The organism is Aeromonas sp. 30P, from assembly GCF_051919805.1.
Classification (GTDB): Bacteria; Pseudomonadota; Gammaproteobacteria; order Enterobacterales; family Aeromonadaceae; genus Aeromonas; species Aeromonas veronii.
The window spans coordinates 2,007,143-2,020,721 of sequence record NZ_JBQBEA010000001.1 but is presented as its reverse complement, the minus strand read 5'-3'; the positions used below and the strand labels follow the sequence as shown (position 1 = coordinate 2,020,721).

Genomic DNA, 13,579 nt, shown 5'->3' with positions numbered 1-13,579 from the left:
ACACTCCTCATTTTGGGTAGGTAGAATATGCGCATCTCCGCCGGTCACTGCCGTCAGTTGGGGGCCACACCCGACAGTAACGGCGTCAACTTTGCGATCTGGGCACGCCTTGCCAGCCGGGTCGAACTACTGCTCTTCGCAAACGCAGACGATGCGACCCCCGAGGTGATCCCCCTCTCCCCGCGCCTCAACCGCACCGCCTACTACTGGCATATCCATGTGGAGGGGATCTCGGTCGGGCAACGTTACGCCTATCGCATTCAGGGCCCGTGGCGCCCATATGGCGGCACCCGCTTCGATGCCGAGAAGGTGTTGCTCGACCCTTACGGCCGCAGCATCGAGCTTGGCGCCAATTACGATCGATGGGCGGCGGCCCGTCCGGGCAGCAATCTGGCTTGTTGCGCCAAGAACAAGGTGGTCGATACTCGCCACTACGACTGGGAAGGAGACAAACTGCCCGCTCACTCCCTCTCCCGCTCGGTGATCTACGAACTGCATCTGGGGGGCTTTACCAAGTCCCCGAGCTCCGGGGTCGATCCGGCGCTGCGTGGCACCTATCTAGGGCTGATTGAGAAGATCCCCTACCTGCAATCTCTCGGTGTCACCGCCGTCGAGCTGCTGCCGGTGTTCCAGTTCGATCCTCAGGATGCACCCAAAGGACTCTCCAACTACTGGGGTTACAGCCCCATGTCCTTTTTCGCCCCCCACGCCCAATACGCCTGCGGCGATGATCCGCTGACCGAGTTTCGCGACATGGTCAAGGCGCTGCACAAGGCCAATATCGAGGTGATTCTGGACGTGGTTTACAACCACACCGCCGAAGGAGGAGATGATGGCCCCACCTTCTCGTTTCGCGGCATCGACAACGAGGCCTACTACATCCTCGACAACAACCAGAAGGACACCAACTATTCAGGCTGCGGCAACACCTTCAACGGCGCCCATCCGGTGGTGCTGCGGATGATCATGGACAGCCTCCACTTCTGGCGTCAGGAGATGCACGTCGATGGCTTTCGGTTTGATCTGGCCGCCATTCTGTCGCGGGATGAATCGGGTCAGCCGCAGGCCAATGCGCCTACCCTGCGCACCATAGATACCGACCCCAACATCGCCGACATCAAGCTGATTGCCGAAGCCTGGGACGCGGGGGGGCTCTATCAGGTGGGGTCACTGGCCGGCGCCCGCTGGCGTGAGTGGAACGGCCAGTTCCGGGATGATGTGCGCCGCTTCCTGCGCGGGGATGACAACAGCGTCACCGCCTTTGTCGAGCGGCTCTGCGGCAGTCCCGACATCTACCACTATCACCACGCCGATCCCGAGAAGAGCATCAACTTCGTCACCTGTCACGATGGCTTTACTCTGTGGGACTGGGCCAGTTACAACAGCAAGCACAACGAGGCCAACGGGGAGGAGAACCGTGACGGCTGCGATCACAACTTCAGCTGGAACCACGGCCACGAAGGGGTAACGGAAGATCCCCAGATCAACGCCCTGCGGATGCGCCAGGCCAAAAACATGATGGTGGCAACCCTGCTCTCGGTGGGCTCCCCCATGCTGCTGATGGGGGATGAGCTGCTGCGCACCCAGCGGGGCAACAACAACGGCTACTGCCAGGACAATGCCACCTGCTGGATGAACTGGCTGCCCAATGCCCGCAGTCAGGAGATGTTCCGCTTTATGAAGGAGCTGATCCAATACCGCAAACACCTGTTTCAGCGCCCGGAGCAGGAGAGCATGCCGCTGTCACTCACCGAGATCCTGCGCCACAGCGAGATCTGCTGGCACGGGGTCAACGCCGGGCAACCGGATTTCAGCCCCCACTCCCATGCCATCGCCATGTCGGCGCTGTCGAGCGAAACCAAGCTGGCGCTCTATGTGCTGTTCAACGCCTACTGGGAGCCCCTCACCTTCAACCTGCCGAGCCCCCCAAGGGGGTCGGCGGCTACTGGCGGCGGATCCTCGATACCGCCCTCCCCTCGCCGCAAGATATCTGCACCTTCGGCATGCCGCTGGAGGGATTGACCCGCGAATATCTGGCCCAGCCGCGCAGCAGTTGCCTCTTTATCTGCGGGGCCGACGATTTCTATTGATCGATTGCTGTGAATTGATAGCAGCGATACCTGCAAGCCAGATATGCAAAAGCCCCGAGTGTTGGCTCGGGGCTTTCTCTTTTCAGCACCAGTGTCAGATCAGCTGGTGCAACACGCTGGTAGCGGCAATCTGGGCGATCAGCAGGCCACACAGGGAGGTAGAGACCACCACAGGCGCGGTATCACGCTGCAAGTAGAGTGGGCTGAACCAGAGCAGCAGAGAGGCCACCAGCAGCGCTGCCTGGGTCACCACCGCCGGGATCAGGGCATCGAGATTGGCCTCACCCCCTTGCCAGCCCACCAGCACTGCCAGCCAGACAAGGCTGGCCATCGCCCCCACCAGACCGGCCAGCGGCAACAGGGTATTGAATGCCTTGAGACGATGACGGGCCCGCAGCAGCATCAGGTGGGCAAAGGCCGCTCCCAGCATCGCCATCTGCAGCAGACCGCTCACCCAGCCCTGCAGTTGCAGCAGCCCGAAGCCATAGAGAGCGAGCGGCAACGCCGGTAGCCAGAGCAGTGTCGAGGGGACTGAACGCTTGCCCTCCAGCCGTGACTGGGCCAGCGACAAGCCAACCCCGAGCACCAGTGCAGCCCCACCACTCCAGATGAGCCAGCTGGCCGCCTTGGCCTCTACCGCCAGCATCAGGGAGAGCGCGGTAATGACCCAGATGGAGAAGAGCTGCTGACTGATGCGCGAGCGCTGGCCAGGGCAGATATCACCGCGCCACAGCACGATGCCGAGGGCGATCAGGGCGCCAAGCGCCATCAATCCGGTGAGAGGAAAGAGCCAAAAAGGGAGTTGGACGAACACGACGCCTCCAGCAGTAAAGATTCGAGGTGCGCCACCGGGGCGCCAGAGAGGGGCGAGTATACCCAAACCGGCGGCTATCCCCAATCGCGACAAACAATCGTGGGCAAACAATCCGGGGCAATTTGCCGCCAGCAGGGCCCACCTTGAAGGGCGCCCTGCTGGCAGCCATGCCCATAGTGACGGGATGCGGTGGTGGCGTTAGCCCTGACCGCGGGCCAGCGCCACCACCCGGGCAAACATCTGGCGGATCACCGGCGGAATATGCTCGGCGCCGAGCCGCTCCGCCTCTTCCACCACCGCCAGCGCCATTCCCGGCTTGCTGCGGTGATGAATAGCCTTATTGATAATGTGACTGGCGCTCCACATGGCGCGCCCGCCCACCCCAGCCTCGCGGCGAAACACAGCTTCAAAACCGTTGTGATAGAGGTAGTGCTCGATGTCGGCGGCAGGGAGCTGGGTCAGTCGGTCCCGCTCCCGCTCTCCCTTGAGCTGGCCCCGGGCCGAGGTGGCATACTTGAGCCCCGCCTCGTCGCCATCGGTCAGCAGGTGCCACTCGATGCCAAAGTCCCGCGCTACCTTGATGAGCGGCGACTGACCGCACTGGGCAAACTCGATGATCCGCACCCCCTCGGCCCGCAGACTGTAACCGCAGATCTGCGCCAACTCGGAGAGCAGCCAGATCTCGGTCTCCCCCTCCACCAGCAGCCAACAACGGGCAAACAGCGACATGGGGCGGTTGATCCGCACATGGAAGGCGATCTTGCGCAGATCGTCGCTGCTGTAACGCTCGCCCCCCAGCTGGTGACAGAGGATATCCTGCTGACGGCGCACCAGCCGCCGCACCTGATTGAGCGGCAGGGAAGAGAGCAAGTCCCCCGAGTTGGTGGTGAGCAGCTTCTGGCCCGGCAGTTGTTCCAGCAGCCCCCACGCCAGCGCCAGCATGGTTGGGTGCAGCCGGCTCTCCGGGTCCTCCAGGATCATGATGGGACGGGCCCCCTCCTCCAGCTCGCGGTTGCCCCGCGCTTGCAGCAGGGTAGCCGCCATCCCCGCCATCGCCAGCTGCAGCGCGCGGTTATCGGCGCGGCGCAGCAGGGTATGCAGGTTGCCAGGATTGCGCAATGTCATGGGGCGATTGATGATGTCGCGCTGACTGCGCGGCTTGTTCTTGATGGGGGCCAGGGCGTTGAAGTAGTGATCCATCAGCTGGCGCACCGCCTGCAACGCCTCTTTGAGCTCCGGTTCGCCGATCCGCTGGGGTTCGTCGATCAGCTTGTCCGCCAGCTCGCTCAGGCGATGCTCGGAGAGATCTCCCCACTGCAATGTCTCCACCCCGTTGCGAGCGGTACGGGCGTCCCGCAACCGGAACACCGGGTTCATGGTGATGAGCATGCAGACCAGCTCGTGGGTGTTGGCGATGGGCAGGCTCTTGCCTACCCCGTCGAGAAAGTCGTGAATGGTGAGCACAGAGCCATCCGCCTGCAGCTCGGCGCTGGCGCGATAGTGAATGCGGTGGAATTTGTCCTTGTGCAGCACCCAGGAGGGGCAAAGACGGGCCAGCCGACGGGAGTGCTGACACATCTGGGGTCTGTGCTCACTGAAGGTGAGCACCAGTTGCAGGTGGCGCGCCGGGGCCAATTCGGGATCTTCCGGTTGGTGAAAATCCTCGGCGGTGAACTGATAGGGCTCGGCATCCTGCCCCAACAGACACCAGAGGGCGCGCAGCAGGCTCGATTTACCCCAGGTATTCTCGCCGATCAATACTGTGGTCTGATCCAGCCCGAGCGACAGGCGATTTATACCGCGAAAACCTTTGACTTCAATACGTTCCAGAAACATCCAGCCATGTCCACATCATTGTGATGGGGCAATAGTGGCAAAGTTACCGGAAAAATCCTATCGCAGGCGGGGCTTTTTCAACGTGAACTGTGAGGCACTGCAGGTTCGGGAGGGGTAACAACAGCTGTGCGATCTTGCGGGGCATTCCAGTGGCTGAACCAGAGATGACGGGTACGGATTTGACGTTTGCGATAATTCAATGGGCATTCCTTTCAATGGATAAGTGGTAGAGAGTACACCTCTTTTGTCCAAAGTCTCAGGGTTATCTGTGACGAGAAGATGACAATTGCGCCCGCCACTGCCCCGGCGTCAAACCAAACGCCTCGCGAAAACGATTGCCGAAATGGGCCTGGGAAGAGAAGCCACACTGACTGGCGATACTGGCCAGCGGCTCGGGGCCGGCCAACAGCTGCTTGGCCCGTTTGAGCCGCAGCCCCAGCAGATAGCGGTGGGGCGGGCAGCCGAGACTCTGGCCGAACATGCGGGCAAAGTGATACTCGCTCAGCCCCGCCTGCTGGGCCAGCTCTGCCAGCGTGACCGAATCGGCCAGATGGGCCTGCAGATACTCCTGCACCCGCTTGATCACCACCGGCGCCAGCCCGCCGCGCAGAGGCGGCAGACCGGGAGCCTCCTCGGTGTGGTGGCGATAGGCGTGGAGGATCAACATCCAGGCGCCGTGGGAAAGTGCCAGCCGATCGACCCCGTGCTGCCACTGAAGCTGCATCAGTTGGCGCTGCACCAGCGAAGCCGCCTGCGGATCGTCTATAAAGGTCTTGTCCACCAGTTGCAGGTTGCGCCCCTCCTTGTCACACACCTCCTCGGCGATACGGGTGAGGTGAGCCGGGGTGAAGTAGAGATGAAAGAAGCGAAACTCTTCGCGCACCAGCCACTCGGATCTATGGTGATCCGGCATGATGCACACCTTGCCGGTGCCGCCGTGGCCACCCGGCCCATCGAGTCGCTCGGTCTGCTCGCCTCCTTGCAGATAGACGCTCAGGGTGTGGTGGCCCGGCTTGTGATAGCGGGTCTGGTCATAGCAGTTGCGCCAACTGGCGACGCCAAGCCCGGGTTCGAGCCAGCAAGCGTCCTCCAGCCGGGCGCCGGTGCTGACCAGAGCATCAAATACCCCTGCTGTTTTCATTCGCCCCTGCCACCTGTTCCGGTTAAGTGTACGGGTTATCCCGCTGCCATCCATCTTACCGACCGCGCCCGCAGATGACAGCGCAGGGCGATGAAAAACCGCAAGATGGTGCAATCCAGCCATCAGGGCTCGCCCCATAGTGGTTCATCTCTCCCTGACTCACCGGAACTGTGATGAATCTGATGCTCTATCTTGCCACCGTGCTTATCTGGGGCAGCACCTGGATTGCCATCGCCTGGCAACTTGGCCCCATCCCCATCGAGGTGTCGGTGCTCTACCGCTTCCTGCTGGCAGCAGTTGCGCTGTTTGCACTGCTCGCCGCCAGCGGCCGCTTTCCACGCCTCCCCTGGCACGGCCAGCGTTACGCAGCACTGCTCGGTGCCCTGCTCTTTTCCACCAACTTTCTCTGCTTCTACCACGCCACCCGTTATATCCCGAGCGGCATGTCGGCAGTGATCTTCGCCAGTGCCAGCATCTTCAACGGCCTCAACCTCTGGCTGTTCGAGCGCAAGCGCCCCACCCTGCGCTGGTTGCAAGGCTCCTTGCTGGGGCTCTTTGGCACCCTGTTACTGTTCTGGCCGGTGCTAGCGGATGCGCAACTGGGTGCAAACGGCTGGAAGGGGCTGCTGCTCGCCTGCGGCGGCACCCTCTGCTTTTCGCTGGGCAATCTGGTCTCGGCCCGGGGCCAGCGCCATGGCTACCACGTACTGCAACTGGTGCCCTGGGGCATGGTTTACGGCGTGGTGCTGTTGCTGGGCTGGGTCACATTGCTCGGGCAGCAACTGGTGGTGCCGACCGATGGCCACTATCTGGCGGCCATGGTCTACCTCGCCCTGTTTGGCTCGGTGATCGCCTTTACCGCCTACCTGACCCTGGTTGGGCGCATCGGTGCCAGCAAGGCCTCCTACGCCACCGTGCTCTTTCCGTTGGTGGCGCTTACCCTCTCCACCTTCTATGAAGGCTTTGTCTGGCAGCCGGTCTCGGTAGCCGGAGTGGTGATCAGCCTCATCGGCAATCTGGTGATCTTCGCACCGCCCCTCAGCGAATGGCGCATTCGACCGGCCAAGGCAGCAAACGACCCTTGCTCCTGAGCCAGTCAGCCCCTAAGGTAGCGCTGATCAATCTGTGACGATCCTGATGGCGATACACAAGGGGGCGAGATGTTACTGGAAGGGCTGGAGACGCTGAGCCTGCTGGCGAGCGAAGGGACCATGGCCAAGGTGGCCAGTCGCCTCTATATCAGCCAGTCGGCGGTGAGCAAGCGGATTGCCCAGCTGGAGCTGCGCCTTGGCAAGAAGTTGATCGAGCCGGAGGGGCGCCAGATCCGCCTCACCCCGCAGGCAAAGGAGCTGCTTGAGCGAGTGGCCCCGAGTCTGGCCGAAATGAAGGGGGTGCTGGCCGATAGTCAGGATCTGGCGGATCAGAGCCCCCTCCCCATCGCCTGCTCTGAAACCCTGCTGGCGGGTTATCTCGCCCACTTTATGCGCGACTATCTGGAGCGCGATCCCCATCTTGCCCTCTCTACCCACCACACTCCGGTCATTCTGGCTCGGGTGCGCAGCGGTGATGCCCTGCTCGGCATCTGCGCCGGTCGGCTCCCACCCGGCCATGGCCTCGGCGCCGATCTGCTGCTTGAGGAGCCCTTCTATCTGGTGGGCGAAACGCAGCAGAGCCTGCCGCCAGCCAGCGCAGAAAGCAGGCGCAAGATCCTCACCATGGATCTGGAGAACCCCTCCAACCGTTACCTGCGCGAACCGCTGGCTTATTTGGGGCTGGAGCCCGCCATGGAGCTCGACTCCTATCTGGCGCTCATCGAACTCGCCAAGGCAGGCATTGGCCCTGTACTGCTCCCCGCTGGCCTGCTGGGGCTGGTGGGCGAACAGGGGGAAATGGCCCGCCCACTGCCCGGGCTAGGCCGTCCCCTGCATCTGGTCTACCGACCAAACAGCCTAAAGCGAGAGCGGATCGCTAGGCTGGTGAGCGCCCTGCACCAACACTTTCGCCACCGCAGCGACACGCCGCGCTAGCCGTGTAAAACACCTGATATGACAACGGGGCCCAAGGGCCCCGTTAACAATTGCGATGCGGCAAGCAAGGCGCACATCAGATCCAGGCAAACAGCTCCGGATACTGGCTCCACACCAGCTTGGCAGACATCAGCAAGGAGACGGTCACCAGCAGCGGCTTGATCAGCTTCACCCCTTTTTTCAGCACCATTCTGGAGCCAAAACGGGCGCCGATGAACTGCCCCAGCGCCATGCAAAAACCGACACTCCACACCACCTTGCCACCGAGCGCAAAGAACAGCAGGGAGGCGATATTCGAGGTGAAGTTGAGCAGCTTGGTGTGGGCGGTGGCGCGCGCCATGCCAAAGCCTGCCAGCGCCACGAAACCGATGGCAAAGAATGAACCGGTCCCCGGCCCGAAGAAGCCGTCATAGAAGCCGACCCCGCCCCCCACCAGCAACGCAAACAGCATGGGAGTCAGACGGCGGGAGCTCTCGGCATCGCTTACCCGCGGCGAGAAGTAGAAGTAGCAGGCAAAGGCCATCAGCAGGAAAGGGAGCAGGCGCTCGAGAATGGCGGCGTCTATGGTCTGTACCGCCAGCGTGCCGATGGCTGCACCGATAAAGGTGCAGATCACCGCAGGCCAGATCATCGCCCACTCCAGCAGCCCCTTGCGAGCATAGAACCAGGTGGCGGAGAAGGAGCCAAAACTGCTCTGCAGCTTGTTGGTACCGAGCACCAGCGCGGGCGGCATGCCGGTGGCAAGCAACGCTGGCACCGTCAGCAGGCCGCCGCCACCGGCGATGGCATCGATAAAGCCGGCGACAAGCGCCACACCGAACAGGGCAAACAGGGTAACCAGTTCCAATTCCATCCATAGACCTCACGAGAGTGGGTTGCCCGAAGGGGTCGAGCAACCGGAGAACACCAAAACGACGTTGTGCGGGGGCACAGGCTGTGCCGCTATCCTAGCGAGCCACTGACCATGAATCTAACGAAACAGTGGCAGCCAATTGATTCCTAATTTTCATTAATTTGAGCGGCCATGCCCCTGGTCCCCCCCTCAGAAGGCCAGTTAGCAAGCCGTTGAAGCGACGTTCGCTTCCTTGATCGCCGCCAGCGCCTCACACAGATGATCCTCATCGGCACCGGGGAAACGGCTGACCCGACCGGCCATGTAGCGGCTGCTGAACAGATTGAACCAGTGCTGCAATGCCTGCCCCGCCTTGAGCTCCCCCGCCACTTCCAGCACGCAGGCCGCACCTCGGCGGTACAGAGGTGCTCATCGCAGTTGGCCACCCGCATACCGTAGGTGGAGAGCGTATCGGGTTTGATGGCCAGCACCGGAAAACCGTCGAGATAGGGGCTCTTGTTGAACATCTTGCGCGCCTCCGGCCAGGTGCCGTCAAGCAGGATAAAGAGCGGTTTTTTACCCGGTGCCAGCGTCACCTCGCCGGTCAGGCGGGCAGGCTCCTTCTCGCAAGCGGGAAAGACTACATAGGGCTGCCAGGCGGGATCGGCCAGCAGGGCCAGCAGCTCGGGATGGGGCTGGGTACGCGACCAGAGAAACGCCCAGGTGGTATCCGGCAACACATCGGCGATGAGGCGACCGGTGTTGGAGGGTTTCATCGGCTCGCTGTCATACATCAGGAGGCAGAAACCGGCCTCCGCTTTGAGCTCGGGGCGCCACTCGCAGGCACACCAATCCTCGCGCAGCTGACAGGCTGGACAGCGGGCCAAGGTGCCGCCACGGGCAAGAAACGGTCGGGTAGAGATACTCTTGCGCCAGGCCCGCAGGCGGTTGACGGCGTGATCAGGAACAGGCTTCATCTAGGTTCACAACTGGAGTCAAAACAGGAACGGCAGCGGTGCCAACATGTCATGGCGCCACAGGGCGCGATAACAGGGGGTCTGCCGCAAAAGCGCAAGATTGTACCGAGTTACGCGCTGGCGGAACAGCAATCCCTGCCCCTTTCGCCAGACGCAGTGCCAACTCCTCTTGTCTTACGACTCCTGACAGCTGCGCAGCAGCTCCAGCAACAGGCTGCCATCGCGCAGTGCCTTGTGCACCTGCACCGAAGTGGGCTTGGTGGGATCTTCGTAGAAGTGGGTGGATTCAATCTGCAGCCGCACCAGATATTCGGCGGGCAACTGGCTGGCCAGCGACTGGTGCAGCATGGGGAACAGCAGCCGATCGGCACGGGTGATTTCCCCCCCAGCAGCAGCTTGCCCGGATTGAGCAGGCAGATGAGATTGGAGAGCACCTTGGAGAGGCGACCCGCCGCCTGATGGAGAATATCCTGACAGAGGCCGTTGCCCGCCAGCGCCAGCTCGCACAGCTCGCGGATGGTGACGCTCTCGGGCAAGTCGTGCTCCTGCATCCGCTCGCGCAGATCCCGGTATTGCGCCTCCAGCGCCTGATTGGTCACCAGGGTGCAGGCGCAGCCAAAACCGCCGCAGTAGCAGCGCTGGCCATAGGGCTCGAGCTGCAGGTGGCTGAGATCCCCGAGCAGCGCATTCTCGCTCTCGATGAGCTGACCATTGACCACCATGCCGACCCCGATGTCGTTGTGGACAAACACCAGCACCGCATCAGCGCAATTCTTGGCGGCTCCCCACTCGCGCTCTGCCTGGATCCAGGTGCGCACGTCACCGCTCACCAGCACAGGTACCGAGAACTCCTGTTGCAGAGTCGGGCCAAGGGGCCAGTTGCGCAGATCGTAGAAAGGGAAGTGCTTGACCATGCCGGAGTGGCGCTCTACCTGACCCGGCAGACAGAGGGCGATGCAGGCCAGACTGAGGGACTTTCTCGGCAAAAACACCTTGATGGCGTGCACCAGACTGCCCAGCAGATCGGCGCGCTCCTCCTCGGTAAAGAGGTGGCGCTGGCGGGCCAGCGAACGGCCGGAAAAGTCAAACAGCGCCATATCCACGTAGCCACGGCCAAGACGCATGGAGAGAAACTGGAAGCGGCGCTCGTTAATGCGCAGCAAGGTCTGACGACGGCCGCGCCCCACCGAACTTTCACCACAGGTGACCACCAGACCCCCATCGAGCAGTTCCCGGGTGATCTTGGTGATACTGGCAGGCGAGAGGCCGGTCAGGCGGGAGAGATCGGTGCGCGACAGCTCCTTGTGCTCTTCCAGGCTGGCATAGACCAGGCCGTAGTTGAGCTGCCGGATCAAATCGATACTACCTTTCACGATCTCATTCATAGGGTATGGGGCAAAGGCTGAAAAAAAGAGGCTGGCAATTTTCACACATTATTGGTCAATCCCCAAATAAAGTGCGGCCTGAACCGGAGGTCAGGCCGCATCTTGTGGTTGCCGTCACGGACCATTGCAAGATCAATAGCGGAATTGCGAGACCAGTTTGCGCAATTTGTCGCCGGTACTGGCCAGATCGCGAGTGGTGCTGTTGGATTCCACCGCCGCGCTGGTCAGCTCGCTGACAATCTGCTGAATGGCCACCAGGTTCTTGTTGATCTCCTCGGAGACTGCGTGCTGCTCCTCGGCGGCGGTGGCGATCTGGATGTTCATGTCGTTGATGGTACTGACCGCCATCACCATGCTGTCGAGGGAGCTGGCGATATGGCTCGCCTCCTGCACCGTCTCCTGGCTGCGATCCTCGCTCGCCTGCATCACCTCCACCGCCTGCTTCACCCCGCCCTGCAGACGTTGCAGCATCTCGTTGATCTCCTTGGTGCTCTGCTGGGTACGACCGGCCAGCGAACGCACTTCGTCCGCCACCACCGCAAAGCCCCGCCCCTGCTCACCGGCGCGGGCCGCCTCAATGGCTGCGTTCAGCGCCAGCAGGTTGGTCTGCTCGGCAATGCCGCGAATGACCTCCACCACCGAGCCAATCTTGGCGGTCTCTTGCGCCAGCTGTTCGATAACGCCGGAGGCGGTATGCACCTCCCCCACCAGCCGGTTGATACTGTTGATGGCCCCGCTCACCACACCTCGGGCGGCGTCCGATTCACGGGCCGCATCGCTGGTTGCCGTCGCGGCATTGGAGGCACTGGCCGCCACCTCCTGCGCGGTGGAGCTCATTTCGGTCACCGCGGTGACCACCTGATCGGTCTCGCGACTGTGACCCTGCATCTGATGGTCATAGTGCTCGCTCAGATGGTGCAACTTGTCGACCGCGCTAAAGAGGTGGTTGCTGGTCTCGCCCACCTGACTCACCACCGACTGGATCCGCTCGACAAAGCGGTTGAAAGCGCTGGCCAGATGGCCAATCTCGTCCTGACTCTGCACCTTGAGGCGCTGGGTCAGATCCCCGTCGCCGTTGGCGATATCGTTCAATGCCAGTACCGCATCCGCCAGCGGCTTGGTGACCCGGTTGCCCACAATAACGGTCGCCGCCAGGGTGATACCGAGGATCAGCAGGATCACCAGCACACTGCTCTGCAACGAGGCATGCATGTTGCTCTCGCGCTCTGCCCGCAAGGCCGCCAGCTCGTTGTCGATATCATCGATATAAAAACCGGTACCAATGGCCCACTGGTATTTGTCCAGCACCAGAGTAAAGGCCAGCTTGGGGGCATCGCGACCGATGGAGGGCTTGGCCGTCCAGTATTCGGTAAAACCATCCCCCTGACGGGCCGACTTGAGGATCTCCTGGATCAGCAACTTGCCCTTGGCATCCTTGTCGTTCCAGCGGTTTTTCCCCTCCAGCTCGGTACGCACCGGCAGCAGTATGGTGTTGCCCTCGAAGTCATAGACAAAGAAGTAGCCATCACTGCTGTAACGCAACGGCCTGAGCAACTCTTTGACCTTTTGACGATTTTCCGGTGAATCTGGCAGGGAATACACGGCATCGACGGCGGTTTTGGCCATCATGATGTAACTGCTGAGCAGCGCTTTACGCTCCTTGATGGCATTTTCCCTCGCCACCACCAGATCAGACTCCAGATCACTCTTGGAAACCATGTAGTTACTGAGATTGACCACCAGGGCCATCAGCAGCACGGGTACTGCACCCAGTAACAGGATCTTCTGCTTTAGCGTCATCTTTCACATCCTTGCAGCTGTTTTTATTGGAGTTCCTTGCTTACTCATCAGTATAGGTGCTGGCAGGGCGAGCCCAGCTTTCGTTACAATTCCCTTAAACAAATCGGCCAGAACGTGAAAATCATGAATCTTTGTCCTTGCGGCTCAACCATTTCTCTCGAATTGTGCTGTGGCTCACGTCACAGTGGCGCAGTGGCTGACACCCCGGAGCAGCTGATGCGCTCTCGCTACAGCGCTTTTGTGCTCGGTCTGGGGGAGTATCTGGTCCATAGCTGGCACCCGGCCCACCTTGGCGGTCTCACCGCCGAAGAGCTTTCACGCATCGACACCCGCTGGGATGGTCTCGAGATCATCGCCAGCCAGGGCGGCCCGGAGGATGAAACCGGGATGGTGGAGTTCAAAGCCTGGTTTCTGGAGGGGGATGAGCGTCACGGCCTCCATGAGCGTTCCCGCTTCGTGCGTTATCAGGGCCGCTGGGTCTACACCGATGGAGAGCAGGATCCGGCGCCCCTCAAGGCGGGGCGCAACGATCCCTGCCCCTGTGGCAGCGGCAAAAAGCACAAGAAGTGCTGCGGCTGACCCATAACACACCCATCAGACTCGTCAAACAGTGACAAGGGGCATCCGATGCCCCTTTTTTGTGTCTGCCATTTGCCACCAGCCCATTAACCGCTGCG

The 13,579-nt window shown here is 61.5% G+C and carries 8 protein-coding genes and 3 pseudogenes; 4 read left to right on the top strand and 7 right to left on the bottom strand.

Translation table 11 applies throughout. The annotated features are described in order from the left end of the window. Positions 1–27 precede the first annotated feature (27 nt). Positions 28–2,090 (top strand): annotated as a pseudogene (glgX, locus tag ACTG2B_RS09295) (glycogen debranching protein GlgX). Positions 2,091–2,184: 94 nt separating this feature from the next. Here glgX and ACTG2B_RS09290 read toward each other — a convergent pair. The 3 genes from ACTG2B_RS09290 to ACTG2B_RS09280 form a co-directional block, all read right to left on the bottom strand. Further along, positions 2,185–2,904, bottom strand: a complete 720-nt coding sequence (locus tag ACTG2B_RS09290; protein ID WP_064338076.1) for a hypothetical protein — start codon at positions 2,902–2,904, stop codon at positions 2,185–2,187. A 198-nt stretch (positions 2,905–3,102) separates the two neighbouring features. Further along, positions 3,103–4,740, bottom strand: coding sequence for an ATP-dependent endonuclease (locus ACTG2B_RS09285; RefSeq protein WP_005333463.1), 1,638 nt, complete (start codon positions 4,738–4,740; stop codon positions 3,103–3,105). 262 nt (positions 4,741–5,002) lie between these two features. Beyond that, positions 5,003–5,881 carry a helix-turn-helix domain-containing protein gene (locus tag ACTG2B_RS09280; protein ID WP_201956334.1) on the bottom strand — a complete coding sequence of 293 codons (879 nt, stop codon included), beginning with the start codon at positions 5,879–5,881 and terminating at the stop codon, positions 5,003–5,005. A gap of 173 nt (positions 5,882–6,054) precedes the next feature. Here ACTG2B_RS09280 and ACTG2B_RS09275 point away from each other — a divergent pair, with 173 nt between their 5' ends. Together ACTG2B_RS09275 and ACTG2B_RS09270 are read left to right on the top strand one after the other, a co-directional pair. Further along, positions 6,055–6,972, top strand: a complete 918-nt coding sequence (locus ACTG2B_RS09275) for a DMT family transporter (protein ID WP_047439496.1) — start codon at positions 6,055–6,057, stop codon at positions 6,970–6,972. 69 nt (positions 6,973–7,041) lie between these two features. Beyond that, positions 7,042–7,908, top strand: a complete 867-nt coding sequence (locus ACTG2B_RS09270; RefSeq protein WP_439995577.1) for a LysR family transcriptional regulator — start codon at positions 7,042–7,044, stop codon at positions 7,906–7,908. Between the two features lie 76 nt (positions 7,909–7,984). Here the strand turns inward: ACTG2B_RS09270 and ACTG2B_RS09265 are convergent, their stop codons facing one another. The 4 genes and pseudogenes from ACTG2B_RS09265 to ACTG2B_RS09250 form a co-directional block, all read right to left on the bottom strand. Further along, positions 7,985–8,761, bottom strand: coding sequence for a TSUP family transporter (locus ACTG2B_RS09265; protein ID WP_439995576.1), 777 nt, complete (start codon positions 8,759–8,761; stop codon positions 7,985–7,987). A gap of 201 nt (positions 8,762–8,962) precedes the next feature. Beyond that, positions 8,963–9,717: pseudogene (locus ACTG2B_RS09260) on the bottom strand (tRNA-uridine aminocarboxypropyltransferase). Between the two features lie 174 nt (positions 9,718–9,891). After that, positions 9,892–11,102 (bottom strand): annotated as a pseudogene (locus ACTG2B_RS09255) (ROK family protein). A 132-nt stretch (positions 11,103–11,234) separates the two neighbouring features. Next, positions 11,235–12,902, bottom strand: a complete 1,668-nt coding sequence (locus ACTG2B_RS09250) for a methyl-accepting chemotaxis protein (protein ID WP_439995575.1) — start codon at positions 12,900–12,902, stop codon at positions 11,235–11,237. 123 nt (positions 12,903–13,025) lie between these two features. Here ACTG2B_RS09250 and ACTG2B_RS09245 point away from each other — a divergent pair, with 123 nt between their 5' ends. After that, positions 13,026–13,481: a YchJ family protein gene (locus ACTG2B_RS09245; RefSeq protein ID WP_439995574.1), complete on the top strand. Its 456-nt coding sequence runs from the start codon at positions 13,026–13,028 to the stop codon at positions 13,479–13,481. Positions 13,482–13,579 lie beyond the last annotated feature (98 nt).